This window comes from Dietzia sp. 2505, from assembly GCF_040546785.1.
Lineage (GTDB): Bacteria > Actinomycetota > Actinomycetes > Mycobacteriales > Mycobacteriaceae > Dietzia.
This window is the reverse complement of the sequence record NZ_JBEPON010000005.1, coordinates 157,807-182,082: the sequence shown is the minus strand read 5'-3', so window position 1 is coordinate 182,082 and position 24,276 is coordinate 157,807. Positions and strand designations below refer to the sequence as shown.

22 protein-coding genes and 1 tRNA gene are annotated in these 24,276 nt (G+C 70.9%); 13 read left to right on the top strand and 10 right to left on the bottom strand.

Annotated elements, in window-relative coordinates:
• Nucleotides 1-99: 99 nt before the first annotated feature.
• A tRNA-Met gene (locus ABIE38_RS11590) sits at nucleotides 100-176 on the bottom strand.
• Nucleotides 177-352: 176 nt separating this feature from the next.
• Here ABIE38_RS11590 and ABIE38_RS11585 point away from each other — a divergent pair.
• Both ABIE38_RS11585 and ABIE38_RS11580 read left to right on the top strand, forming a co-directional pair.
• The gene (locus tag ABIE38_RS11585; protein ID WP_354056400.1) at nucleotides 353-1,141 is read left to right on the top strand and encodes a MerR family transcriptional regulator; all 789 of its coding nucleotides are present in this window, start codon (nucleotides 353-355) and stop codon (nucleotides 1,139-1,141) included.
• Complete coding sequence (locus tag ABIE38_RS11580; protein WP_354056398.1) at nucleotides 1,138-1,644, top strand: hypothetical protein; 507 nt, start codon at nucleotides 1,138-1,140, stop codon at nucleotides 1,642-1,644. Before ABIE38_RS11585 ends, ABIE38_RS11580 begins: the two co-directional genes overlap by 4 nt.
• 567 nt (nucleotides 1,645-2,211) lie before the next feature.
• Here ABIE38_RS11580 and ABIE38_RS11575 read toward each other — a convergent pair.
• Nucleotides 2,212-2,700 carry a hypothetical protein gene (locus tag ABIE38_RS11575; protein ID WP_354056396.1) on the bottom strand — a complete coding sequence of 163 codons (489 nt, stop codon included), beginning with the start codon at nucleotides 2,698-2,700 and terminating at the stop codon, nucleotides 2,212-2,214.
• Nucleotides 2,701-2,862: 162 nt separating this feature from the next.
• Between ABIE38_RS11575 and ABIE38_RS11570 the strand changes: the two genes are divergently transcribed.
• A complete protein-coding gene (locus ABIE38_RS11570) occupies nucleotides 2,863-3,384 on the top strand; it encodes a flavodoxin domain-containing protein (RefSeq protein WP_354056394.1) in 522 nt (173 codons plus the stop codon).
• Between the two features lie 35 nt (nucleotides 3,385-3,419).
• Nucleotides 3,420-4,181 (top strand): hypothetical protein, encoded by a 762-nt coding sequence (locus ABIE38_RS11565; RefSeq protein WP_354056393.1) that lies wholly within the window; start codon nucleotides 3,420-3,422, stop codon nucleotides 4,179-4,181.
• Here ABIE38_RS11565 and ABIE38_RS11560 read toward each other — a convergent pair.
• The 4 genes from ABIE38_RS11560 to ABIE38_RS11545 form a co-directional block, all read right to left on the bottom strand.
• A complete protein-coding gene (locus ABIE38_RS11560; protein ID WP_354056391.1) occupies nucleotides 4,153-5,952 on the bottom strand; it encodes an ABC transporter ATP-binding protein in 1,800 nt (599 codons plus the stop codon). The two genes, ABIE38_RS11565 and ABIE38_RS11560, sit on opposite strands and share 29 nt — an antisense overlap.
• On the bottom strand, nucleotides 5,949-7,739 hold the full coding sequence (locus ABIE38_RS11555; protein WP_354056390.1) for an ABC transporter ATP-binding protein: 1,791 nt from the start codon (nucleotides 7,737-7,739) through the stop codon (nucleotides 5,949-5,951). The genes ABIE38_RS11560 and ABIE38_RS11555 overlap by 4 nt, the downstream gene beginning before the upstream one ends.
• A gap of 123 nt (nucleotides 7,740-7,862) precedes the next feature.
• Nucleotides 7,863-8,609, bottom strand: coding sequence for a lytic transglycosylase domain-containing protein (locus ABIE38_RS11550; RefSeq protein WP_354056388.1), 747 nt, complete (start codon nucleotides 8,607-8,609; stop codon nucleotides 7,863-7,865).
• Nucleotides 8,610-8,687: 78 nt separating this feature from the next.
• The gene (locus ABIE38_RS11545; protein WP_354056386.1) at nucleotides 8,688-9,281 is read right to left on the bottom strand and encodes a TetR/AcrR family transcriptional regulator; all 594 of its coding nucleotides are present in this window, start codon (nucleotides 9,279-9,281) and stop codon (nucleotides 8,688-8,690) included.
• A 45-nt stretch (nucleotides 9,282-9,326) separates the two neighbouring features.
• Here ABIE38_RS11545 and ABIE38_RS11540 point away from each other — a divergent pair, with 45 nt between their 5' ends.
• The 5 genes from ABIE38_RS11540 to ABIE38_RS11520 all read left to right on the top strand — a co-directional run bounded on the left by ABIE38_RS11540 (nucleotide 9,327) and on the right by ABIE38_RS11520 (nucleotide 14,156).
• A complete protein-coding gene (locus ABIE38_RS11540) occupies nucleotides 9,327-10,556 on the top strand; it encodes an oxygenase MpaB family protein (protein WP_354056384.1) in 1,230 nt (409 codons plus the stop codon).
• Between the two features lie 81 nt (nucleotides 10,557-10,637).
• Complete coding sequence (locus ABIE38_RS11535; protein WP_354056382.1) at nucleotides 10,638-11,315, top strand: hypothetical protein; 678 nt, start codon at nucleotides 10,638-10,640, stop codon at nucleotides 11,313-11,315.
• Entirely contained in the window at nucleotides 11,312-11,752 is a 441-nt protein-coding gene (locus ABIE38_RS11530) for a hypothetical protein (protein ID WP_354056380.1), read from the top strand. Before ABIE38_RS11535 ends, ABIE38_RS11530 begins: the two co-directional genes overlap by 4 nt.
• Before the next feature lie 49 nt (nucleotides 11,753-11,801).
• Nucleotides 11,802-13,181: an alpha-hydroxy-acid oxidizing protein gene (locus ABIE38_RS11525; RefSeq protein ID WP_354056378.1), complete on the top strand. Its 1,380-nt coding sequence runs from the start codon at nucleotides 11,802-11,804 to the stop codon at nucleotides 13,179-13,181.
• 168 nt (nucleotides 13,182-13,349) lie between these two features.
• A complete protein-coding gene (locus ABIE38_RS11520) occupies nucleotides 13,350-14,156 on the top strand; it encodes a glycosyltransferase (RefSeq protein WP_354056376.1) in 807 nt (268 codons plus the stop codon).
• 79 nt (nucleotides 14,157-14,235) lie between these two features.
• Here ABIE38_RS11520 and ABIE38_RS11515 read toward each other — a convergent pair whose 3' ends face one another.
• The 4 genes from ABIE38_RS11515 to mfd form a co-directional block, all read right to left on the bottom strand.
• On the bottom strand, nucleotides 14,236-14,367 hold the full coding sequence (locus ABIE38_RS11515) for a putative transporter small subunit (protein WP_354056374.1): 132 nt from the start codon (nucleotides 14,365-14,367) through the stop codon (nucleotides 14,236-14,238).
• A gap of 14 nt (nucleotides 14,368-14,381) precedes the next feature.
• The gene (locus tag ABIE38_RS11510) at nucleotides 14,382-16,031 is read right to left on the bottom strand and encodes a sodium:solute symporter family protein (protein ID WP_354056547.1); all 1,650 of its coding nucleotides are present in this window, start codon (nucleotides 16,029-16,031) and stop codon (nucleotides 14,382-14,384) included.
• 373 nt (nucleotides 16,032-16,404) lie between these two features.
• Complete coding sequence (locus ABIE38_RS11505; RefSeq protein ID WP_354056372.1) at nucleotides 16,405-17,187, bottom strand: MazG nucleotide pyrophosphohydrolase domain-containing protein; 783 nt, start codon at nucleotides 17,185-17,187, stop codon at nucleotides 16,405-16,407.
• Between the two features lie 92 nt (nucleotides 17,188-17,279).
• Nucleotides 17,280-20,957, bottom strand: a complete 3,678-nt coding sequence (mfd, locus tag ABIE38_RS11500) for a transcription-repair coupling factor (RefSeq protein WP_354056370.1) — start codon at nucleotides 20,955-20,957, stop codon at nucleotides 17,280-17,282.
• A gap of 314 nt (nucleotides 20,958-21,271) precedes the next feature.
• Here mfd and ABIE38_RS11495 point away from each other — a divergent pair, with 314 nt between their 5' ends.
• From ABIE38_RS11495 to ABIE38_RS11480, 4 genes are read left to right on the top strand one after another with little or no spacing between them, the layout of a single operon-like run.
• Entirely contained in the window at nucleotides 21,272-21,796 is a 525-nt protein-coding gene (locus tag ABIE38_RS11495; RefSeq protein ID WP_354056368.1) for an MSMEG_0572/Sll0783 family nitrogen starvation response protein, read from the top strand.
• 4 nt (nucleotides 21,797-21,800) lie between these two features.
• Nucleotides 21,801-22,691, top strand: coding sequence for a carbon-nitrogen hydrolase family protein (locus ABIE38_RS11490; protein WP_354056366.1), 891 nt, complete (start codon nucleotides 21,801-21,803; stop codon nucleotides 22,689-22,691).
• The gene (locus ABIE38_RS11485) at nucleotides 22,684-22,995 is read left to right on the top strand and encodes an MSMEG_0570 family nitrogen starvation response protein (RefSeq protein ID WP_354056365.1); all 312 of its coding nucleotides are present in this window, start codon (nucleotides 22,684-22,686) and stop codon (nucleotides 22,993-22,995) included. The genes ABIE38_RS11490 and ABIE38_RS11485 overlap by 8 nt, the downstream gene beginning before the upstream one ends.
• A complete protein-coding gene (locus tag ABIE38_RS11480; protein ID WP_354056363.1) occupies nucleotides 22,992-24,275 on the top strand; it encodes an MSMEG_0569 family flavin-dependent oxidoreductase in 1,284 nt (427 codons plus the stop codon). The genes ABIE38_RS11485 and ABIE38_RS11480 overlap by 4 nt, the downstream gene beginning before the upstream one ends.
• Nucleotide 24,276 lies beyond the last annotated feature (1 nt).

Below are 24,276 nucleotides of genomic sequence, written 5' to 3'. Positions count from 1 at the left end.
CCTTAGGTCGTAATTCATGCCGTAGGCCGGATCGTGAACACCCGAAAGAACGGAATAAACCCTGATTGGGCATAATGCCCGATCAGGGTCTCTTCATTCTGGTAGCGGGGACAGGATTCGAACCTGCGACCTCTGGATTATGAGCCCAGCGAGCTACCGAGCTGCTCCACCCCGCGTCGATTGCGTCTGCGAAACTACGTGCCGCTCACCGCAGAAGGCAAATCGAGCGCCTCCGCCCGTGGTGCATGTCGACCACCGCCTGCTGATCTGCGAACGCTCCGGCGGCCGGTAATCGGCGACTCCTTCCTCGCGCGCTTGACCTCGTCACAGTGTCAAGGTTGATGATCAGGTCATGAGAATCGGAGAGATCGCCCGGCTGACCGGAGTCAGCGCACGCAGCATCCGGCACTACCACCGCCTGGGCGTGCTCGCCGAGCCCCCGCGAACCGCCGGCGGATATCGCGAGTACGACGTGACCGCCCTCGTGCGGATCTCCAGAATCGCGTTCCTCTCCGACTCGGGGGTGCCCCTGCGCGAGATCAGCGCGCTGCTGGAGACCGCGCCCGGCGGCATGGCCGATGATCTGGCGGCCGTCCGCTCAGGAATCGACACCCTCATCGCCGCTCTCACCCGCCAGCGCGAACGCCTCGATCTGATAGCCCAGCGCGCCGCCGACGGACTACCCCTGGGACTGCTGCCCGAGCCGGTGTCGCGTGCGCTCGACCTCTGTCGGGACGCGGTCCCCGACGGCCCCGCCCTCACCGCGCTCCTGGACCGCGAGCAGGACCTGCTCGACCTGCTCGCGCTGAACGGCGACTTCCCCGTACAGCTCACTGCCTCATACACCGCCATCGCCGCCGACGCGGATCGCCGCAGCCGGTACCTCGACCTACTCGCTAGCTTCCATCGGATCGAGGGCCGGCGGCCGAGCGAGGTGGAGCCGCAGATCGCAGAACTCGTCGACGCGCTGCTGGCCGACGCCGACCTTCGAGCGCTGGTGGCGGGGGTACCGGCCGAGCCCGGTCAGGAGTCCACTACCGCCGATGCAGCCCCCGGGCCGACGCTCGAGCGGATCCTTCCCGACCCGGCCCAGCGCGAAGTAGTGCGCCGCCTGCTCGCTGCCTCAGGAGCGCGGCCGTGAACAGCAGACTGCTTCCATTGATCGCGTTTGTCGTCGTCGTGATCGACGCGATTCTCCTGGCCACAGGGGTGATCGGCCCAGCGACGGCGCTCGCACTCTTCCTGGCGGTCGAGGTGCCCCTCGGCGTGATCGCCGTCACCGGTTACGTCCGCCGCTACCGAGCCCACCGCGCTGACACCGGCACCCGCGCCGACGCACTGCGCGCCCTGGCCGCAGAGGACCCCTATCTACGACTGATCGGCACCGAAGCGCGAACCCTAGCCTCGCTGGCCCGGTGGGTGACGCGGCGGCCGGACATCACTGACGGCGCGGCGACACTCGGCTACTCCTGCGGCACGCTCGGTATCCCGGTGGCGATCGCGGTCGGGGCGTCACTCGAATTGATCGCCGTGCACCTGTTGGTGCCGTGGCCCGAGGTGCGGCTGGTGCTGGCCTGCTCGGGATCTACGGGCTGCTGTTCGTGCTCGGATGGCTGGCCGGCCGGATCGTGCGACCGCATCTGATCGAGGGCGGCGAACTGGTGCTGCGCAGCGGCACACACGTCTGCGCACGGGTACCGCTCGACGCGATCACGACAGTGCGGCGCGACCGGAGGCTCTCCCCCACGTCCGCGGAGATCACGCCCGATGCCGGCGGCGGGAACGCACTCACCCTCGCTGGCCCGGACGGCACCACTCTGAGCATCGAGCTCGACCGCCCAGTGCCCGCATCCGTCCCCGGTTTTGCCTGGAATGCGCCCCCCCACGTGAGGTCACCGTACTGCGGCTGCACGTCGATGACCCGGATGCCGCACTGCGTGTGATCACCGAGGCGGTTGCCGGGACCGAGGCCGCGCCGCGGGCCGGGTACGCGCCCTGACGTGCCTCCGTGTCCCTTCTGCCCCCGTCCTGCCGAGGTGTGCTGTGCTGCACGTGCGGATGTCGTGTCGTTCACTCCTGTGCCGCTCACGCGATTCATCCCGATCGTCGTGCGGGCAGGTCCTTGGGAGAGGACCTGAACTCTTCACTTGTGGCGGCTATCGGCGGCACTGATCGGCACCCCGGTGGGTGCCAGGCGGGACGCGAGGTCGTTCACCTCCCTGCAGGGCCCCCGAGGATACGGCGGGTGGATGGCGAGAACACCAAGAGCAGATTCGCCGTGCTCAGCAGGCCGAACACCCACCAGAACCCGTAGAAGAAGGCCTTCTGGTCGGGCGGCAGAGCCGCGACGGGGGACCACATGAGGACGATCTCGCCCGCGATCCACCCGAAGTGCCCCAGCGCCACGATCACCGCGAAGTACCACTGCCAGCTGGACGGCGCGCCTCGACGACCGCTCGCGCGCAGTCCGCGGACCAGAAGCCCGGTCACGATGGCACCACCCACGCCGAGGAGCCCGAGGATGACCCCGGGCAGGACGTAGTCACTGAAGGGAGTGTTCCGCAGCCATGCCGTGTCGAAGTTCATGGCCGGTCCCTCGGCGCCGAACATCAGACCGGCGCTTCCCACGAACGCCATGATGGACCAGAACCCCATACCGGCCACCAACGAACGCGCCGCCCACGATCGCCTCAGTGTCATCCCGCCACATCCCTCCCGGTCCTGTTCGAGACCACCCCCGGTCCGCATACCATTGTGCGCTCCTGCAACCAGGTGGATGATGAAGATCGAGTGATAAGTCCAGGTGGGGGCACGTCAAATGGGACGTGTCCGTGCCGGTACTCGAGCTGGGAGGCCCTGACCATGCGCGCACTGATCGTCTACGAATCGATGTACGGCTGCACCCACGACATCGCCGATGCCATCGCACGAGGCGTCGGTCTGGTGGGTGACGTCACGACCGTCCCCGTCTCTCACGCGATCGACGAGGACACCTCCGTCTACGACCTGGTGATCGTGGGCGGCCCCACCCACGTCCACGGGATGAGCCGCGAATCGACCCGGCGCGGCGCCGTCGAGGCCGCCGACCAACCGGACAGTGACCTGACGGTGGAACCCGACGCTGCCGGCGCGGGGATCCGGGACTGGCTCGGCGAGCTCTCCCGGCGCGAGGGGTCTGCTGCCGCGTTCGACACCCGCGTCGACAAGCCCGCGATTCTCACCGGCCGGGCGTCCAAGGGGATCGCGAAGAGGTTGACGAGCCTGGGGTTCACCCTCGTCGCCGAGCCGGAGAGCTTCCTGGTCGACACCCACACCCGATTGATCCAGGGCGAGGAAGCCCGCGCGGAGCAGTGGGGGCAGAGGGTGGCCGCGCGACTCCAGTGAGTCGACGTCGGCAACTCGACCGAGCGGATACTCCGATGGCGACCATCGACAGCGACAAGACCCGGTCAGACCTCCGGAACTGGCTCGGCCTCGTGCGGACCGGGGCGTGGGCTGCGCTGGCCAGCGTGGTGCTCATCGGGGTGCAGATCGCGGTCTATCTGATCTGGCCGCCGCCGGATACCGCCGAGGACTTCTTCCGCGTGCTGTCGGAGAACCCGATGGCCGGACTGTTGATGCTGGACCTGCTCTATCCGCTGAGCAATACCCTCACTCTGCTCCTCTACGCCGCACTGGCGGTCGCGTTGTGGCGGGTGAGCCGGTCGGCGGTCGTGATCGCATTGGCGCTGGGCGGGATCGGGATGGCCGCGTACATGGCGTCCCTCCGCCCTGTGGAGATGCTCCACCTGGCCCGCGCGTGCTCGGAGGCCGAGCCGGGCGACAGGGCGGCAGTGTTGGCGACCGGGGAAGGCATGCTCGCCACGTGGACGGGCACCGCGTTCGACGTGTACTACCTACTCAACTTCGCCACCCTGCTGATCTTCGGGATCCTGATCTACCGGAGCACCGTGTTCGGCCGCGCCACCGCCGTCTGGGGACTGGCGGCCGCAGCCTTCATGGCGGTCCCCTCCAATGTCGGCACCGTGGGGCTCGTCTTTGCTCTCGCCTCGCTGCTTCCGTGGTCGGTCTTCGCGGTCCTCACCGCCCGTCGGCTCTTGGCCCTGTGCCGGGAGGCCGCCCCGCCCGAGCTGCGGTCGGACTCGCGACGCCTCACTCTGCCCCGAACCACGCCCGACTGAGCTCGGCGTACCGTCCATCGGTCCGGAGCAGCTCCTCGTGCGTCCCGGATTCCACGATCCGGCCGTGGTCCATCACCAGGATCCGGTCGGCGGCCGCGGCCTGGCTCAGCCGGTGCGCCACCACCAGCCCGGCGCGGTCCTTCAGCACCGCGGCTGCCGCGGCGTCGAGGCGGCGGGCCCCGGCGGACCCGGCCTCGGCGGTGGCCTCGTCGAGGATCACCACGTCCGGGTCGGCCAGCTCCACGCGGGCCAGGGCGATCATCTGGGCCTGCATCGGATCGAGTGGGTGCCCGCCCTCGCCGATCACGGTGTCGACGCCGTCGGGCAGGTCATCGACCCAGTCCGCCCCCACGGTCTGCAGGGCGGCGCGCACCCCGGCGAGGCCGGCCTCGGGGCGGGGCGCCCGGACGTTCTCGACGATCGACGTCGCGAAGGAGTGCACCTCCTGGGAGACCATGGTGATGCGCTGGCGCAGGGCGAGCGGGTCGACGTCGGCCAGCGACACCCCGCCCATCCGCGCGGTCCCGCGGGTGGGGACCACCGACCCGGCGGCGACCAGCGCCAGGGTGCTCTTGCCGGCGCCGGTGGACCCGACCACGGCCACCACCTCGCCCGGCGCGACGGTCAGGTCGACGTCGATCAGGGCCGGTGCGCCCTCGCCGTAGGAGTGCCCAACGCCGGCCAGCTCGAGGGCGCCGGATTGGTCGGTGACGTGCTCGAGCGTGGCGGTGCGGTCGGGCACGGGCATGGTGATCACCCCGACCATCCGCACAAGCGAGGCCCCGGCGGACTGGACCTGGTCGACCATGCCCACCAGTGCGCCGATCGGGTTGAAGAGCCGGTGGAACAGCAGCGCGGCGGTGGTCACGGCGCCGGCGGTGAGGGTGCCGGCGTCCACCAGGACAAACCCGACGACCAGCAGCAGCCCGAGGACCGTGACCTCGGCGCGGTTGTTGCGACTGAAGGCGCGGGTGACGAAGTAGAACACCCGGATGGACAGGTCCCGCGCGTGCCCGGAGGCCGCGGTGATCCGGTCCAGCTCGGAGTCCTGGGCATCAAAGGCGTGCAAGGTCCGCGATCCGGTGATGCCGCCGAGGAGCCGACTGGCGCGGGTGCCGAACGCGGCCCGCTCCGCGGCGTAGATGGGACCGGACCGGGGCAGGTACCAGCGCAGCGTGGTCCAGTACATGGGCAGCGCGACCAGGCCCACCAGCCCGAGTCGCCAGTCGACCGCGGCCAGCCCGACACCGGACACGATCACCGTGAACAGGGACTGCACCACCAGCGGGACCACGGCGGTGGCGGCCTGGCTGATCTCACGGGCGTCCTCGGCTACGCGGGAGACCAGGTCGCCGGTTTCGGTGGTCTCCATCTGGGCGGCGCCCAGCTGCAGCGAGCGGTCCATCACCATCTCGCGCAACCGGGCCACCGTGGGCTCGGTCAACCGCGCGAGCCACGCCTGACCGGCCCACGCGCAGCCGGCGCCCACGATCCCGGCGGCGGCGATCGCCCCCGCGCCCACCCACACCGCGGTGTAATTCTGGCTCCCGGGCAGCACGTCGACCAGCCAACCTATCACCCACGGCGCCACCAATCCTGCGACGGACGCGACCAGGCCGGTCAGGCAGACCAGGATCAGATAGAGGCGGCGTTCCTTGAGCAGCGGCCACAGCACGGCGAGGGACTCTCGGCCGCTCGCCAGGGGCAGGGTGCCGGTGGTCACCAGGGCCCCCGCGCTGTCCGGGGCGGTCTTGGTGTCTGCACTGCTCATCGGTCGACCGCCGATCGGTAGGAGGCGGAGGTCTCTCGTAGCTCGAGGTGGGTGCCGGAATCCGTCTCACCGCTCCGCGGGAGGTGGACCACCCTGTCGGCGGTCGCGAGGAACGGCGGCGAGGAGGTGACGATCAGCGTCGCCTGCCCCGGCCGACTCGTGCGCACGCGGCGCACGGCCTGGGCGATCTCCCACTCGGTCACCGCGTCCACGGCGCTGGTCGGGTCGTGCAGCACCAGCACATCCGGGTCGGCGTGCAGGGCGCGGGCCAGCGCGATCCGCTGACGCTGCCCGCCGGAGAGGTTGCGTCCCCCCTCCTGGACCAAGTGGTCCAGCCCGTCGGGCAGGTGCTCGACGATCTCCGCGACGGCCGAGGCCGCCAGGACCTCATCGGAAATCGGGTTGTCGTCGTCGTCCATGATTTTCTCACCCGGGGCGCCGTCACCACTGCCGCCGTCACCACCAGCGCCATGCCCCGGGGCGTCGTGACGCATCGCGATGTTGGATCGGATGGTGCCGACGAACAGGTCCACGCGGTGAGGGGCGACGACGACGTGGTCGGCGATGGCCGGGGCCAGGCGGCTGCGTCGATGCCCGCCCACAGCCACGGCGTCGGCGCCGTCGCTGTGGCCCGCGATCGCCAGGGTCACCGCCTCGGCGGCGGCCGGCTGCTCGGCCACCAATGCGACCAGCTCGCCCGCCGTCACCTCGAGGTCCAGCTCGCGGCCGTCGGGCAGCTCCAGCCCGGTGACCTGCAGGTGCGACCCCGCGGGGACCTCCGATCCGGACTCGTCCACCGGCGCCGAGGCCTGCAGGTCGACCAGGCGCTGCGCGGCGCCGTGGGACCGGGCGAAGATGCCCACCATGGCGGTGATGAGCCGGACCGGTTCCTCGAAGAAGACGGCCACGCCGACCACCGAGACCAGCGTGCCGATCGCCATCTCCCCGGACAGCACGCGGTACCCGGCGGCCAGCAGCACCAGTGACAGGACCACCGCCATTCCCAACGACCCGATCCCCTGGACCCGGCCCGTCCGCTCGGCGGTGACGATGCCCGCGTCGGCGGCGGAGCGGGAGGCGTCGCGGTACTGCTCGGCCGCCCAGCGCTCCCCGCCCCCGGCCTTGAGAACGCGCAGGCCCGTCATGATGTCGGTGGCGCGGCTGCTCGCCATGCCGATGGCCGTCTGCTGCGCGGTGCTGTGGCGGGAGATGACCCGGCTGGGCAGGGCCACCAGGATAAGACTGAGCGGGACGCCGATCAGGACGATCAGCCCCACCAGCAGGTCGGTCCACAGCAGGTACGCCGAGATCCCCACGATGCCGATGAGCGCGGACCCGCCCAGTGCGATCTGTCGGAAGACCAGGGCCGCGACGTCGGCGTCGGCCGAGCACACCGAGAGCACATCGCCCGAGCTCGCGTCGTCCATGGCGCGGCGCCTGGTCAGCGGCACCCGGGTGGCCTCCACCCGCAGGTCGTGGGCCTCGTCCTGCAGCGCCCGGTTGCTCAGTCTGGCTCCGAAGCGGTAGCTCAGGCTGAGCACGGTGAACAGCGCGACCAGGCCCACGACGGACCACAGCATCGCCCAGCGGTCCAGCGGGATGATCGCCCGGTCGACGATCACGCCGATCGCGATGGGCACCAGCGCCTCGGAGACCTGCCACATCGTCATGAGCACCAGACCGGGAGCCACGAGGCGCTTGCGACGGCCGATCGCCCGGAGCAGGAGCCCGTTCGCGGTCGACGGGATGCCGGTGTCCTGCCGGCGCGTCGATGTGGGTGCTGACATGCGTGTGGGGCTCCCGCCGATGGTGAAGGGCGTCTGTGGGTCTCGCCGACTCACGACACTAGTTCCACCCGGGACCGCGGCGGCCTACGCGTCCCGTCCGGCGGCGGCCTACTCGTCCCGTTCCTACGGCGCCGTGGTCCCCACCGAGTACGCCGCCGCCGCGTCGCGCACGTCCATGACGTACTCCCGGGAGGCGTTGTAGGCCAGCACTGCCCGCTGCCAGTTCTCGGCCTGGGACAGGTCTCCCCCGTTCTCGCAGAGCAAGCGGGCGGCGGACACGGCGGCGTCGTCGATCTGGTTGGGATCGGCCCGGCCGTCACCGTTGGCGTCGACTCCGTACCTCCGCCACGACTCGGGGATGAACTGCATGGGCCCCACGGCCCGGTCGAACTCCGGGTCCCCGTCCAACTCCCCGCCGTCGGTGTCCGGGATCCGGGCGAATCCGGGCGAGCCGTCGAGCTGGACACCGATGATCGGAGGCAGCGCGTAGCCGTCGTCGTTCAGGGTGGCACCCCGGTACCGGCCGTGCCGCGTCTCCACGTGCCCGATCCCGGCCAGCGTGGTCCACGCCAGGTTGCACTCGGGCCGGGTCTGCCTCATGGTCTCTGCGGCGTTGCCGTAGGCGGCCAGCGCCGCGACGGGGATGTTCATCTGCTCGTTGATCCCCTGCGCCCACGGCCGCAGCTGATCGGAGGTCCGGCCGGGGGCGTTGATGTCCACCGCGGGCACGGGCGCCCCGGCGGCGGGCGGGATGCCGGGCGGGATGGGGACCGGGGCCTCACGAGTGGGCCCGTAGGAACAGGCCGAGGCCACCACGGCCGCAGCGAGGGACAGGGCCACAGCGCAGCCGCGGCGGGGGCGAATAGTCATCGAGTGCCATTCTGCCGAAAACCCGGCATGGCCCGCCTCGGGGGATTCCCTGATCTCAGCCGCGCTGCCCTGAGGACCCTAGCCGCGCTGCCCGTATCCCCCGGCCAGGGCGGTGAACTCGTCCAGCAGTGCCTCCCGGCTGATCCGGGGCCGATCCAGCACCCAGCGCACGGCCACGTTCTCCACGGCCATCACGATCACCCACGCGCGCGCGGCGGGGTCGCCGACCGACACCCCCGCAGCGGAGAGGTAGACCGACAGCAGTTCGCGCACCCGGAGCTCGAGCGCGTGCTGCGCGGCCCGGTGTCGCACGGCGGGCAGCTCCTCCCACACGATCCGCAGCAGCCCCGCGTCCATCTCCAGGGCGGTCAGCAGGGCGTCGGCGATCGACCGCACCGTGCCGGGGTCCTGGACGTCGACCGGACCGGCGCCGGCGAGCGAGGCCGCCACGCGGTCGGAGATCTCCGCCGACCACCGGTCCATGACCTCGGTGACCAGTGCCGACTTGTCCGGGAAGTACTGGTACAGCGAGCCCGGGCTGACGTGCGCCTCGTCGGCGACGCGGTTGGTGGTGAACGACTCGTAGCCGTCGCGCACGAGCACGACGCGAGCCGCCTCCACGATCCGCTCGACCATCGCCCGGGAACGTGCCTGCTGGGGGACCCTTCTCATGAACGCGAATTGTATGCGAGTAAATACTCGCGTCATAGTTGTCGCATGACCACAGCGCCCGAGCGTGACGCCGTCACCTCCCCGTACCCCACCCGATACCGCGAGGCCGAGGACCGCTCCCGCCGCATGGGTCGCGCCCTCAAGCACATCGCCCGCGTGGACCAGATCGACGAGAAGCTCATGGACCGCCTCGGCCGCGCCTACCTGGAGAAGGACGAGCCCGGCGCCCGCCTGGCCCGCGCCATGCGACTGCGGTCCGGCGAGCCCGGGGCCGTGAGCCGGCGGCAGCTCGACCAGGCCCTGACGAGCGGGTCGGCGGGACTGCCGGACGACGCCCCCGAGGCGCTGCGCGAGTACATCGCCCTCCTCGAGGACACCCCGGACTGGGTCGACTGGGACCAGATCGCCCACGGCCAGAAGGTGTACCTGCGCCTGGGCCAGAACGCGGCGGACATCCTGCTGCAGCTCTCGCTGATCGGCGGCTATCGCTTCGGCGGCCCCACCGACCTCCTGGTGGCCACCGGCGGCCTGACCGGCAACACCACGCTGCGCCGCCTGGCCGAGACCAGCCACTGGACCATGTCCCTGTCGATCCCCGACGGGCTGCGGCCGGGCGGCGAGTCGTGGCGACTGACCGGGCACGTGCGGGCCATGCACGCCGTGGTCAACGAGGCGATGGAGCCGCGCTGGGACACCGACCGGTGGGGACTGCCCATCAGCCAGAGCGACCTGGCCGCCACCCTGGGCCTCTTCGACGCCGTGGTCCTGCTGGGCGTGCGCACCCTGGGAGTGCCGCTGTCCCGCCGGGACTCCGACGCCGTGATGCACGTGTGGCGATACGTGGGATGGCTGATGGGGGTCGACGACGACTTCCTGGTCAGCCGCGAGCGTGACCGGCACCGGATCAACTATCACATCCTGCTGGCCCAGGCCGGGCTCAGCGAGGCGGGACCGCAGCTGACCCAGGCCCTGGTCGCGGCCCAGCGCCAGCGCGCGCGCAGCGGTCCCCTGCCCGGGGTGCAGGCGTGGGTGGCGCACGAGCGACTGTTGAGCATGCTCACGGTGCTTCTCGGCCGCGAGTCCATGCGCGAGTTCGGCCTGCCTATCCGCCCGCCGTGGGCGCACGCCTACCTCGTGGCGCTGAACGGGCTGCGGTACCGCACGCCGTGGGGCCGCGCCCGGCTCGACTCGTGGGGCGAGAAGGTCCGGGACCGCGAGCGCAAGCAGACCTTCGGTGATGCCGCCGCCGACATCGGTAGGCCGCTCGCCTCCTGAGGCCCGTTCGCCTGATCCGCGTCCATTAGGCCCTTTCGGCTAATTACTCGAAATTAGGCATTGTGACCTCATGTCGGCCGGATGTGGCAGGATCGCCTCATGTACGTGGTGACGATCGACCAGCGGGGCAGCCGGGCCGCCGACGACCTGGTTCCGGGGCTGCTCGAGGCCCTGGCTGACATCCCCTGCGCGGCCGTCTTCGAGCGCACGGCCGGTGACGAAGTCCAGGGCCTGTTGACCGACCCCGCCGCGGTGCGCCGCGCACTGCTCGTGGCGCTGCGCGGCGGCGAGTGGCACTGCGGCGTGGGAGCGGGAGAGGTCGACGACGACTCCTACGCCTCCGGCACGAGGGCAGGCCGCGGGCCCGCCTATCTGGCCGCGCGTGACGCCGTGGAAGCGGCCAAGGGGTTGAGCAGTTCGGTCGCGGTGCGCGTCCCGACCGGGGTCCGGGGCGGGGCCGGGGCGGGGTCCGGGGCTGCGGCCTGCACTGACGCTGCGGCCTGGGCCGCCGACTGCGAGGCCGTGTGGGGGCTCACCGCTCCGCTCATCCTCGACCGCACCGAGGCGCAGTGGCGGGTCGTGGACGCCGTGGATCGATCCCCCACCCAGGCCGCGGCCGCCCACGAGCTGAATATCACCCCGGCCTCGGTCAACGGCGCGCTGCGGCTCTCACGCATCCGCGAGGAGCGGGCCGCGTACCCCGCGCTCGACCGGCTCCTCGCCGGAGCTCACGCTGCGGCGACGGGGGGCGCGCGGTGAGCACCTGGCCCGAGTGGATCCCCGTCACGATCGTCGTGGCGCTCAGCCTTCTCGCCTCGGCAGGGCTCGGATCGCCGATCGCATCCCTGGTCCTGCGCTCCGCGCACGTGCCCGACCCACCGACGGTCGAGGTCAGCGGGGACTCCCGCAGCCCGGTGGTGCAGCGGCGCGAGAACTCCGAACCACAGGTCCGCGAGGTGCTGCGGGGCGGGATGTGGATCGGGATCCTCGAACGGGTGGGTCTCACGGCCGCGATCCTGGCCGGACGCTTCGAGCTGGCCGCGGTCGTGGTGGCCATCAAGGCCCTGGGCCGCTACCCGGAGATCCGCGAGAACCCCGCCGTGAGCGAGCGGTTCATCATCGGCACGCTCACCTCGCTCCTCGTGGCGGCGGCGTGCGGGGCGGCCGGTCTTGCGGTGCTGGGCGTCGTGGGCTGACCTCGTCCGCGGCCCTCGGCCCGAGCGAACCCTCAGTAGGCTCGCCTCCATGACGTCTGACTTCGCGACCTCCCACGCCGACTCCCCCGGCAGCGCCAACACAGCGGCAGGCGGCGCCGGCGCCGAGCCCGAGAACGTCGCCCCCGGGCGCGCGCGCCAGAACATCATCTACCGGGCCGGCGTCTCGGGCATCACGCCCACGGTTCCGACCAGCGCGGAGAAACTCGAGGCCGCCGCTCGCCGCGCCCTGCTGCGCCGGCCCGGCGGCAGAAAGGCCTGGGCCTATGTCTACGGCGGGGCCGGCTCGGGGGTCACGATGAGTGCCAACCGCGAGGCACTCGACCGGCGTCGACTGGTCCCGCGCGTCCTGCGCAGCACCGAGCACCGCGACCTGTCCACGGAGGTGCTGGGGCAGAGGCTGCCCGCGCCCGTCCTGGTCGCTCCGATCGGGGCTGCGGGACTCGTGCGCCGCGACGCCGACGTCCACATCGGGCGCGCCGCGGCCGAGCGAGGGTTGCCGTACATCCTGTCCTCGCAGGGCTCGTCGCCGATGGAAGCCACGGCCGCGGCGATGCAGGACGGACCGCGCTGGTTCCAGCTGTACTGGAGCAGGGATGAACAGTTGGTCGACAGCTTCATCTCCCGCGCGGAGGCCGCGGGCGCCGGGGCATTGGTCGTCACCCTCGACACCACGACGCTCGGCTGGCGGCCGTGGGATCTCGACCTGGGATCGTTGCCGTTCACGCGGGGGGTCGGGATCGCCCAGTACACCTCCGACCCCCGCTTCGCCGAGATGGTGGCCGAGCGGGTCGCGAGTGAGGCCGCCGCGGGTGCCAGCGCGGATCCCGACGCGGTCAAGGTCACACCGAAGGCCGTCGTGACGCTGCTCGAGATGGCCCGGAACCACCCCGGCGCGTTCCGCAGGAACCTCACCGCCCCCGAGACCCGCGCCGCCGTCCAGACCTTCCTCGACACGTTCTCCAACCCGGCGCTGAACTGGGACCACATCGCCACGCTGCGCGACCGGACCCGCCTGCCGGTCGTCCTCAAGGGCGTCCTGCACCCGGAGGACGCCCGGCGGGCCTTCGACATGGGCGTCGACGCGGTGATGGTCTCTAATCACGGAGGCCGGCAGGTGGACGGATCGATCGGCACGCTGGACGCCCTCGTCCGCATCCGCGAGGCCGTCGGCCCCGAGCCGACCCTGCTTCTGGACTCCGGCATCCGCAACGGCACGGACGTGGTCAAGGCCATGGCGTGCGGCGCGGATGCCGTGACGATCGGGCGGCCCCACATCTACGGGCTGGCCATCGCCGGGCAACAGGGGGTCGGCGAGGTGCTCGACAACCTGCTCGCCGAGATCGACCTCACCCTGTCGCTGTGCGGTGCGAGCTCGTGGGACCAGGTCGACGCCTCGCTGCTGGCCTGAGGCGGTTGCCGCTGCTCCCGGCCACCCGCCGCTGCTCCCGGCCACCCGCCGCTGCTCCGGACACCCGCCGCGTCGCGGTACGCCTGATGGAAGAGGCCCTCGGTCTCCGCGATACTGCTCGCAGGCGTCGGCACCCTGCCCGCCCCCAGACCGACCGCGAGGACCTCGATGCGTGACCCCGACCTGTCCGTCCTGCTCACCGTCTACCACGCGATCGCGCCCTCGCAGCTGCGCGATGCCCTGGACAGTGTGCACGCCCAGACGGTTCAGCCGGCTGAGGTGATCGTGGTGGAGGACGGTCCCCTGTCGCCCGCGCTGCGTGAGGTCCTGGACTCCACCCCGGACCTGCGGCGGTTCGCGCTGCCGCAGAACCTCGGCGCCGCCGCGGCGTCACAACGCGGGTTCGACGAGGTCCGCACCGGCTGGGTCGCCCGCCAGGACGCCGACGACATCTCCCTGCCCGAGCGGTTCGCGCGGCAGCTCGACGCCGCCCGCACGCTCGGGGTGGACGTCCTGGGCTCGGCGATGCTGGAGTTCGACGCCGACCCGGAGCACCCGAAGGCCATGCGTGCCCTGCCCACCGAGCACGAGGACATCGCCCGCTACGCGCGCATCAACAACCCGGTCAACAACCCGTCCCTGCTAGCCAGCACGGACGCCATCCGCGCCGTCGGCGGGTACCGCCACGTCCCCTACCAGGAGGACTACGATCTGATGATCCGCCTGATCGGCGCGGGCTACCGCCTGCACAACCTGCCCGAACCGCTGGTGAAGTTCCGCGTCACGGATGCGCAGTTCTCCCGTCGCAAGAGCCGCCAGCTCACGGCCTCCGAGCGCACCATCCAGCGCACCCTCCTCGACGCGGGCATGATCTCCCGCCCTCGAGCCGTGGCCAACTATCTCGCCCGCAACGCCTACCGGCGCCTGCCCGCCCCCGCCATGAACGCGGCCTACCGCCGGATCTTCCACCGCTGAGCGACCCTGCTTCTGACACAGGTCTGCCCCCTCACCGGAATCGGCGAGGGGGCAGACCCGTAGTGCTGTCGAACAGGCTCTAGATGATCGGCACGCCGTCCCGCTTGGCCTCGGCGGCCTCCCTGATGAAGGCTCGCACCAGGACGGCGAGGACGCCGGCCACGATCACGGGCCAGATCAGGACGTAAATCGTCAGAAGTATCGGTGTCATCTGCAGTTCCTTCCCTAGACGCGGACGACGTCGTCGTCGTCATCGTTCTTGTTCTCGGCCGTGTTCCGGGCGTCGGCGTCGGCGAGCTCCTCCGCCACCGCGTCGGTGTCGTAATCGGCGGTGGCCAGCGCGATCTCGTCGAAGTCGTAGTCCATCGAACTGCGGTACGACATCGCCACGCAGACGATCGTGCTGACCGCGTACGCGACAAGTGAGGCCGTGAGCGTGTCGTAGTCACGCAGGAAGCCGAGGATGAACGGCGCGCTGCCGAGTGCCGCGATCACGGCCACGACGAGCGCCGGCCTGAGGCCCAGGAAGCCGAACACCATCAGGCCCAGGACCACGCCCACACCCACCACGGCGAGCGCCTCGATCCCGTACGCCAGCACGCCGGAATCCGGGATCAACCCGAAGCGGGTGGGCAGAAAGACCGCCAGGGCGACCAACACAGAGACGGTGAAGGCCGAGTTGGTGACCTTCTTCCAGTAGAAGCTCGCGATCACCGGGAACACCAACGCGCCCCACAGAGCGCCCACGAACACCAACAGGTCAAGGATGTTGAACCTGATGTTGGCGAAGAACAGGGCGGCCACCGTGGACAGGACCATGGTGACCCGGCCGACGATGAGCATCACCCGGGGGTTGGGCACCTTGCCACGGCCGCGCATGCCCTGGCCGTACAGGTCACTCATCGCGATCGACGACATCGCGGACAGGTCCGAGTCCGCGGTGGAGGAAAGCGAACCGATGATCATGATGAAGAACACCGCCACCAGGACACCGGGCAGGTACTCGGCCGCCACCTGTGGGAGCACGTTGTTCGGATCGCCGTCGACGGGATCGATCCCCGCGTAGAGGGCGAGCACGCCGACCATGCCGATGCCGATGATCGTCGCGCCGTAACCGATGGTCGCGGTGATGAAGGTCGGCTTGATCAGGTCCTCGCGCACCGCGAACAGTCGCTGCGCGATGGTCTGGTTGCCGATCGCGTAGGCGAGGACCGCCGCGATGTACGGCGCACCCTGGTTGAGGAACGCATCCGAGGAGAAGAACGACTGCTGCTGCGGGGTCAGGTTCTGGGCTCCCGTGGTGAACAGGTCGACTCCACCGAGGAAGAAGAACATCGACGGCACGATGATGATCACCGCGCCGAGCATCGCCAGTACCTGCGCGAAGTCGGTGAGCACCGAGGCGCGGAAACCGGACCACAGCGTGTAGAGCAGGACGCCCGCAGCGATCACGATCACGCCCTGGATGAAGCTGAACGGGCTGAGCATGGAGATCAGCGCGCCGCCGGCGATGAAGTTCGACGTCAACGAGATGACGGAACCCAGGATGTTGGACCCGGCCAGCATGAACTGGGAGGACCTTCCGTGGCGGGCGAACATGACCTCGGCCAGGGTGTGCGCCTGCGGGGCGACCTTGCGGATGCGTTTACCGAAGGGGTAGATGAACAGGATCATCAGGGCTCCCCAGAACCCGTAGTGGATCGGCCCTGAAATGCCGTAGAGGTATCCGGAGTTGACCGAGGCGTACATGGATGACGCCCAGATCCAGGTGGCCGTCATCGACGCCGCCGAGATCCCGAACCCGATCTTGTGGCCGGCGGTCATGAAGCTGTCGGCGTTCTCTTTCCTCTTGGCGATCCGCGAGGACATGACCATGGTGCCGCCGTAGAACAACACCAGAAGTAGAACCACGGCCGTTGCGCTCAACGCTGTAGAGCTCAGCAAATCTGCCCCTCTCCCTCTTCATTTGTCATGTGAACACGCTGAGCCTAGTGAATGCACCGCCTTAACGAAGAATCGACGTGGGGCCGGCGTTGTGCGGATCGCCAATCGAACGGAGCACTATCCGCGTGTTTTCGTTGGCCGACCAGGCACTCACTGGAGGAAAGCCCCAAACGGCACCCACACGGCATCGCAGGCCCGGCGCGCGGGTCGCTCGCGTATCCACGCTCCACATCCGCTCGCCGCGATGCACGCACGCGCGAGCCGCAGGTCAGGCCGGGGTGTATCCCCGGAGGCGACGGAGGGGTCAGGCGGGCCGGGCAGGCCAGGCAGCGTGCCAGTCGGCAGCGGAGGCGTCCGCGGCCGGGCCTTCGAGTCGCGATTCGGCCTCGTGGAGGTCGCGCGCGAAGCTCCTGACCACCTGCCGGTACGCGACCTCGGCGGAGCCGGACTCGGAACCGTCGGCGGAGCTCGCCCCGGACGGCGTACCCGAACCATCGCCGCGGTCGCCAGCAGCGTGCTCGTGGAAGAGGCCCGACGGGTCCACGTGGACCACCCTCATCTGGGAGGGCACCAGCTCATCGGGCACACCCGCCGAGCGGGCGCGGGCCAGCACCTTCTGCCCGAGCGCCAGGGCCGGCATGTCCCACGGGATGCCGTCGACCACCCCGCGCGGCGGGCGACCGGTGCGTTCGGCGGCCTTGGCCTCCTGCCACAGGCGGTCCTGCTCGGCGGCATCGAGCCCGGCCGCGCCGTCGGCGGTGAACCAGTAGGGCGCGCGACGGCGGAGCTTGTCCAGCAGGGCGCCGGCCACGTCGTGGATGTCGAACGACCCCTCGGCCCGCTCCTCGCCGATCGCGGCGTGGAACAGCACCTGCAGGAGCAGATCGCCCAGCTCGGAGACCAACTCGTCGCGGTCGCCGTCGGCCACGGCGTCGACCAACTCCCACGACTCCTCCAGCAGGTACGGCAGCAGCGAGGCGTGGGTCTGGGCGGACTCCCACTCGCCGTCGCGCCGGATGCGGGCCATCACCTTGACCGCCTCGGCGAGCCGGTCCCCCGCGCCCGTCGAGAAGAGCGTTTCCGACACATCGGCCGAGTGGATTTGTGCGGAACGCTCTTTTCGATGGGGAGCGGGCCGATGGGAGGCGGGCTCGGGCCGATGGGAGGCGGGCTCGGGACTCACACCGACACCAGCTCCGGCTGGATCACCGGGTGCGAGCCCTCCGGATCCCCGGCCATGGCGGTGAGGAAGTCGGCGGCGTACTGGAGCATCTCGTCGTCGCGTGCCTTCTCGGCGCCCGCCCCCGCGCGCGCGCCCGCCGCCTTGGGAAGCGGAAGCAGCACGGTCTTCTGCGTGGCCCGGTACTGCGCAGCCGGGTACATGCGCTTGAGCCGGATCTGCTGGGAGTCGAGCAGGTCGAGCGGGCCCACCCGCAGCCGCTGGCCGGCCAGCACGATCTCGCGCACCTTGTACCTCTGGCACACGAGCCGCAGCCGCGACACCGACACCACGCGCCGGGCCTCGGCAGGCATGGGCCCGTAGCGGTCCACCAGCTCCTCGACCACCGCGTCGATGTCCTCGGGCGCACGCGCCTGGGACAGCTTGCGGTACGCCTCGAGCCGCAGCCGGTCGCCGTCGACGTACTCGACCGGGATGTAGGCGTCGACGGGCAGCTCGATGCGGATCTCGCCCACCTCCTCCTCGACCTCCACGGTCTCGCCGTCGGCGATCGCGCGGTAGGCCTCGACCGCCTCGCCCACCAGACGGATGTAGAGGTCGAATCCGACGCCCGCGATGTGACCGGACTGCTCGGCGCCCAGCACGTTGCCGGCGCCGCGCAGCTCGAGGTCCTTCATGGCCACGGCCATGCCCGCACCGAGGTCGTTGTTCTGGGCGATGGTGGCCAGCCGGTCGTACGCGGTCTCGGTGAGCGGCTTCTCCGGGTCGTAGAGGAAGTAGGCGTACCCGCGCTCGCGGGACCGGCCCACGCGCCCGCGCAGCTGGTGCATCTGCGACAGGCCCAGCTGGTCGGATCGGTCCACGATCAGGGTGTTGGCGTTGGAGATGTCCAGACCGGTCTCGACGATGGTCGTACACACCAGCACGTCGTAGTCGCGGTTCCAGAATCCGCCGACGGTCTGCTCGAGCTGCTCCTCCCCCATCTGCCCGTGCGCCACCACCACGCGGGCCTCGGGCACGAGGTCACGGATCCTCGCGGCGGTGGCGTCGATGGTCCGCACCCGGTTGTGCACGTAGAACACCTGCCCCTCGCGCAGCAGTTCGCGGCGGATGGCGGCGGCGACGTGCTTGTCCGAGTGCGCGCCCACGTAGGTGAGCACGGGCAACCGCTCCTCGGGCGGGGTGAGGATCTGGCTCATCTCGCGGATCCCGGCCAGCGACATCTCCAGCGTCCGCGGGATGGGTGTGGCGGACATGGTCAGCACGTCCACGTGGGTGCGCAGCGAGGTGATGTGCTCTTTGTGCTCCACACCGAAGCGCTGCTCCTCGTCCACCACCACCAGGCCGAGGTTCTTCCAGTGCACGGCGGTGGCCAGCAGCCGGTGGGTGCCGATCACCACGTCCACCGTGCCGTCGGCCAGGCCCTTGAGCACCTCCTTGGCCTCGGCGTCGGAGGTGAACCGGCTGAGGCCCTTGACGGTCACCGGGAAGCCGGTCATGCGCTCGACAAAGGTCGCCTGGTGCTGCTGCGCGAGCAGCGTGGTGGGCACCAGCACCGCCACCTGGGTGCCGTCCTGCACGGCCTTGAACGCCGCCCGCACGGCCACCTCGGTCTTGCCGTAGCCCACGTCGCCCACCACCACGCGGTCCATGGGGGCGGTCTTCTCCATGTCCCCCTTGACCTCCTCGATCGCCGTGAGCTGATCGACGGTCTCGGTGAACGGGAAGGCGTCCTCCATCTCCCGCTGCCAGGGGGTGTCGGGGCCGAAGGCGCGGCCGGGGGCGGACTGCCGCTTGGCGTAGAGCTGCACCAGTTCGGTGGCGATCTCGCGGACCGCCTTGCGGGCCTTGCGCTTGGTGTTCTGCCAGTCGGCACCGCCCATCTTGCTCAGCGTCGGCGCCTCGCCGCCCACGTAGCGGCTGAGCTGGCCCAGCGACTCCATGGGCACGAACAGGCGGTCTCCGGCGCCCCCGCGTTTGCCGGGGGCGTACTCGATCACCACGTACTCGCGGCGGCTCGAACCGTCCCCGCCGCGCACCTGCCGCTCGACCATCTCCACGAACCGGCCGATGCCGTGCTGGTCGTGCACCACCCAGTCGCCGGCCTTGAGGGCCAGCGGGTCCACCTGGTTGCGACGCTTGGCGTGGCGGGCCTTGGGGCGCGCGGTGGCGCCGAGTCGGTTGCCGGTGAGGTCGGTCTCGGAGACGACGACCAGGTGGTCCCCCTGCTCCCCGGAATCGGGTGCCAGCGCGAACCCACCGTGCAGGATCGCCTCGTACACCGACACCACGCCGGGGGCGGGCTCGGATCCCGCCGGGGCGGCGGTGGCCGGGACCTCCGCCTCGGACAGGCGCTCCAGGACTCGGTCGACGGTGCCGTGGCCCGGGACCACCACCGCGGCCCGGCCGCCGGAGGACATGAGCGCCCGCAGCCGGGCGAACATGGCCTGCATCTCCGAGTCCTTGCCGCGCGGGGCGGGCGGGTCGCCGGCGGGGGCGTCCACCACCAGGCCGTCCTCGGGGTCCGTGAGGAATCCCGGGGGGACCAGCTGCCACCAGGGAACGCCGGCGGCGGTCGCCTCCTCATGGACGGCGGAGAAGGTGCGGTAGCCCGAGCCCGACAGGTCCAGGGTCTCGCTGTCCACCGGGGCGTCGCCGCCCATGGTCGCGGCGGTCCACGAGGCCTCGAGGAACTCCCGACCGGCGGAGGCCAGGTCGGCGGCGCGGCGGCGGACCTTGTCCGGGTCGCACACCACCACGCGGGTGCCCTCGGGCATCAGCATGGGCAGGGTGGCCATCTCCTCCGGCACGAGCACCGAGGTCAGCGCCTCCATGCCGTCCCGGGGGATGCCCTCGGCCAACGAGTCCAGCAGCTCGGCGAGCGTCGGGTTCTCGCGGTGCGCGGCGGCCAGCCGCTGCGCGCGCTCGCGGACATCGTCGTCGAGCAGCAGCTCCCGGCAGGGGAACAACACGGCCGAGGAGACCTCGCCCTCGGGAAGGGAGCGCTGGTCGGCCACCGAGAACTCGCGGATCTCGGCGATCGTGTCGCCGTCGAACTCCACGCGCAGCGGATGGTCGGCGGTGGTGGGGAACACGTCCACGATGCCGCCGCGCACCGCCACGTCGCCGCGGCGGGCCACCATGTCCTCGCGGCTGTAGGCGAACTCGGTCAGGGTGGCCAGTAGCTCCGCGGGGTCGAGTTCGGCGCCGCGGGTCAACCGGATCGGCTCCCGGCGGGCCGCACCCGGGGAGATGGGCTGCACCACCGACCGCGCCGCCGCCACCACGATCCTCGGGGCCTGTCCCCGCATCACCGAGTTCAGGACCTGCAGCCGGCGACCGATCGTGTCGGAGGCGGGCGACAGACGCTCGTGCGGGAGCGTCTCCCAGCTCGGGAACTGCGCCACGGCCTCGTGTGACGGGCCCGGGTCGTCGAACAGCCCCGCCAGCTCGTCGGCGAGCTCCTCACACTCGCGCTCGGTGGCCGTCACCACCAGCAGCGGCGAACGCTCGGCCAGGGCCGCCACCAGGAACGGCCGCAGGGACTCCGCCGACCGGACCACGGCGGAGTCCCGGTCCAGCCCCGCCCGCAGATCGGCCAGCGCCGGGTTCGCTGCGACCGCCCCGGCCAGGCCGGACAGAGCTGCGGTGGTGGGGCTGCTGACAGTGGTGGTCACGCGTGTGAGTCCTCCAGGTGGGGTGGGCGCGGCGGACGTGGCCGCACGGAAAGCACCAGTGTAATCAGCATCCGGCGGCGGAGCGCGGGGCCGCCTCAGGACCTCCGCGGCGGCGCCACGGTCTCGGCGCGACGCCGGCACGGAGCCGCCACGGGGGTGGCGGTGTCGGCCGCAGTGTTACGTCGGCGCCGGATGCGTTGTTCCAATCGCAACCACCCGGTAACGGACCGACACGCAGCGGTAACGGTCCGGGCGTGTACTCGCTGCCATGTCATCGGAACCCCTCCGGTGACCCCGTCCCCGAGGAGCCCACAGTGCCCGAGTTCGACGCCACCATCACCGAGAACATCGCCGCCTCCCTCAAGGAGATCCCGCACCCGTCCCTGCCCAAGGGTTCGACCATCTACGGCGGCACCAAGATCTTCCCGGACTACAAGGCCGAGGAGGGGGAGTCGTATTTCACGCTCGTGCACGGCATCGCGCACGAGTCCTCCGTCTCCTTTGTCGCCGTCCTCCAGGCCACCCGCGCCCTGCGCAAGGGTTTCGAGTCGGCCATCTACTTCTACGGCCCCGGCGCGATCAACTGCCTGGCCACCCGCGGATTCCCGACCACCGGCGCCTCCGGCTTCCCCGGCGAGCAGAACATCAACGAGTCCCTCGAGTCGTTCATCTCCGAGGGCGGGACCGTGTTCTGCTGCCGCTTCGGTCTCGGACTCCACGGCGGCCGCGAGGAGGACCTGATCGAGGGCGTGATCCCCGCGCACCCGCTCGACGTGCAGGACGCCCTGATCCACTACGCCCGTAAGGGCGCGATCATCAACTCCACCTACATGGTCTGATGCCATGACGACCATCGGCTCGGTCGCCGCCAACTTCGGCCGCGACCTGGAGGAGAACTACCGGACCATCGCCCACTACACGGAGATCGCCCGCGAGCGCGGCGTCGACTTCCTGGTCTTTCCCGAGGCCGCCATCGGCGGATACCTCTCCAGCCTCGGCAACCACGGCGACACCGCGCCCACGTCCCGATCGCTGCCCCCCGCCATCCGGCTCGACGGGCCCGAGATCGCGCGGGTCCAGGAGATCATCGGGGACCTGGTGGTGGCCATCGGGTTCTGCGAGCTCGACGACGACGGGGTGAGCCGCTACAACGCGGCCGCCGTCCTCGACGGCAGCCGCGTCTACGGCACCTACCGCAAGGTGCACCAGCCCCTCGGGGAGAACATGTCCTACGCCTCCGGCGGCGACTACCGGGTGTTCGACACCCCGGTCGGGCGGGTGGGCCTGCAGATCTGTTACGACAAGGCGTTCCCCGAGGCCGCGCGCGTCATGGCACTGCAGGGCGCTGAGATCATCGCCTCCCTGTCCGCGTGGCCGGCCGCGCGCACGGCGACGGCAGCCAACCTCCAGGAGGACCGCTGGACCTACCGGTTCAACCTCTTCGACTCCGCCCGCGCCCTGGACAACCAGGTGTTCTGGGTGGCCTCCAACCAGGCGGGGACGTTCGGGTCCCTGCGGTACGTCGGCAACGCCAAGATCGTCGACCCCGGCGGGAACGTCCTGGCCACCACCACCCTCGACGAGGGCCTGGCGGTCGCCGAGGTCGACGTGGCGGGGACCTTTGCGGCCATGCGCGCCGGGATGTTCCACCTGCGCGATCGCCGCCCCGACGTGTACGGGTCGCTGGTCGAGGTCAGTGATCCGGCCGAGGAGAGGACGCTCGCCAGTGCCTGAGATGAGCTTCGCCGTCCGGTGGCCCGACGGGACGGTCCGGGACTACTACTCCCCCAGCCTGGTGATCCACGACCACCTCACGGTGGGCGACCGCCTGAGCGTGGCCGAGTTCCGCCGCCGGGCCACCGACGGGCTCACCGAGGCGGGCGAGCGGGTCCGCGCGCGCTACGGCTTTCTCTGCAGCTCCGCGGCGGACACCGCCGCCCAGGTGGCCTCCGCATCCCGCGCCCACCCCGGGGACGCCCTCGTCGAGGTCGTCTCCATGCACCCCCCACTGCCCCCCGCACCTCAGGAGCACTCATGAGCACCACGCAGTTCTCCCCCGGCACCCATGTCCCGGTGCTCGTCATCGGCGGCGGCCAGGCCGGACTGTCGGTGAGCCATCACCTCGGCACGGCGGGCGTCGACCACCTGGTGGTCGAGAAACAGACCGCCGTCCACGCCTGGGCCGACACCCGGTGGGACTCCTTCACGCTCGTCACGCCCAACTGGCACTGCCGACTGCCGGGCTACCACTACGAGGGCCCCGATCCCGACGGGTTCATGACCCGCGACCAGGTGGTCGAGTGGCTGCACGGGTGGCTCGACACCTTCGACCCGCCGCTCGCCGAGCACACCGCGGCCACCCGGTTGCGCCGGTCCGACACCGGTTTCGAGGTGACCCTCGCCGGCCCGGTCGGCGAACGGACGGTCACCGCGGACGAGGTGGTGGTGGCCACCGGCGGCTACCCGGTCCCGGTGATCCCGCCCTACGCCTCGTTCCTCGACCCCACCGTGACGCAACTGCACTCCGAGCAGTACCGCAACCCCGACCAGCTGGCCGAGGGCGCGGTCCTGGTGGTGGGGTCCGGCCAGTCCGGCGCGCAGATCGCCGAGGACCTGCACCTCGCCGGTCGCCGGGTCCACCTGGCCGTGGGCAACGCCCCACGCGTCGCCCGGTTCTACCGGGGCCGGGACTGCATGACCTGGCTCGCGGACATGGGGTTGTACGACACCCCGGCACAGCAGTACCCCGGCGGAAAGGCCGCGCAGGAGAAGACCAACCACTACGTCACCGGCCGCGACGGCGGACGGGACGTGGACCTGCGGCGATTCGCCACCGAGGGCATGCGGCTCTACGGCACGCTCACCTCGGGCCGGGACTCCGGGCTGCGCTTCGCCCCCACGCTGACCGACGCCCTCGACTCCGCCGACCGCGTGTACAACTCCATCTGCGCCGACATCGACCGGCACATCGACGCCCACGGGATCGACGCCCCGCCGCCGGCGAGGTACGAGCCGGTGTGGGCGCCCGAGTCCGACCCGACGTCACTCGACCTCGCCGCGGAGGGCATCACCACGATCATCTGGGCGATCGGCTACCGGCCCGACTACCGCTGGATCGGGGCGAGCGCGTTCGACGGGGCCGGCCACCCCATGCAGACCCGCGGCGCGACGGAGGTGCCCGGCCTGTCCTTCATCGGCCTGCCCTGGATGCACACCTGGGGTTCCGGCCGCTTCCTCGGGATCGACCGCGACGCGGCGCACCTGGCCGAGGGCATCATCGCGCGCCGCCTGGCCACACGAGAGGAACGGGCATCATGAC

Bases quoted from the DNA above. Each gene is read 5' to 3' on its own strand.
- ABIE38_RS11555 (WP_354056390.1), bottom strand. From the start codon at position 7,739: ATGTCAGCACCCACATCGACGCGCCGGCAGGACACCGGCATCCCGTCG.
- ABIE38_RS11535 (WP_354056382.1), top strand. From the start codon at position 10,638: ATGTGGCAGGATCGCCTCATGTACGTGGTGACGATCGACCAGCGGGGC.
- ABIE38_RS11565 (WP_354056393.1), top strand. From the start codon at position 3,420: ATGGCGACCATCGACAGCGACAAGACCCGGTCAGACCTCCGGAACTGG.
- ABIE38_RS11545 (WP_354056386.1), bottom strand. From the start codon at position 9,281: ATGAGAAGGGTCCCCCAGCAGGCACGTTCCCGGGCGATGGTCGAGCGG.
- ABIE38_RS11575 (WP_354056396.1), bottom strand. From the start codon at position 2,700: ATGACACTGAGGCGATCGTGGGCGGCGCGTTCGTTGGTGGCCGGTATG.
- ABIE38_RS11515 (WP_354056374.1), bottom strand. From the start codon at position 14,367: ATGACACCGATACTTCTGACGATTTACGTCCTGATCTGGCCCGTGATC.
- ABIE38_RS11550 (WP_354056388.1), bottom strand. From the start codon at position 8,609: ATGACTATTCGCCCCCGCCGCGGCTGCGCTGTGGCCCTGTCCCTCGCT.
- ABIE38_RS11520 (WP_354056376.1), top strand. From the start codon at position 13,350: ATGCGTGACCCCGACCTGTCCGTCCTGCTCACCGTCTACCACGCGATC.
- ABIE38_RS11490 (WP_354056366.1), top strand. From the start codon at position 21,801: ATGACGACCATCGGCTCGGTCGCCGCCAACTTCGGCCGCGACCTGGAG.
- ABIE38_RS11540 (WP_354056384.1), top strand. From the start codon at position 9,327: ATGACCACAGCGCCCGAGCGTGACGCCGTCACCTCCCCGTACCCCACC.
- ABIE38_RS11510 (WP_354056547.1), bottom strand. From the start codon at position 16,031: ATGGTCATGTCCTCGCGGATCGCCAAGAGGAAAGAGAACGCCGACAGC.
- ABIE38_RS11570 (WP_354056394.1), top strand. From the start codon at position 2,863: ATGCGCGCACTGATCGTCTACGAATCGATGTACGGCTGCACCCACGAC.
- ABIE38_RS11560 (WP_354056391.1), bottom strand. From the start codon at position 5,952: ATGAGCAGTGCAGACACCAAGACCGCCCCGGACAGCGCGGGGGCCCTG.
- ABIE38_RS11525 (WP_354056378.1), top strand. From the start codon at position 11,802: ATGACGTCTGACTTCGCGACCTCCCACGCCGACTCCCCCGGCAGCGCC.
- ABIE38_RS11585 (WP_354056400.1), top strand. From the start codon at position 353: ATGAGAATCGGAGAGATCGCCCGGCTGACCGGAGTCAGCGCACGCAGC.
- ABIE38_RS11480 (WP_354056363.1), top strand. From the start codon at position 22,992: ATGAGCACCACGCAGTTCTCCCCCGGCACCCATGTCCCGGTGCTCGTC.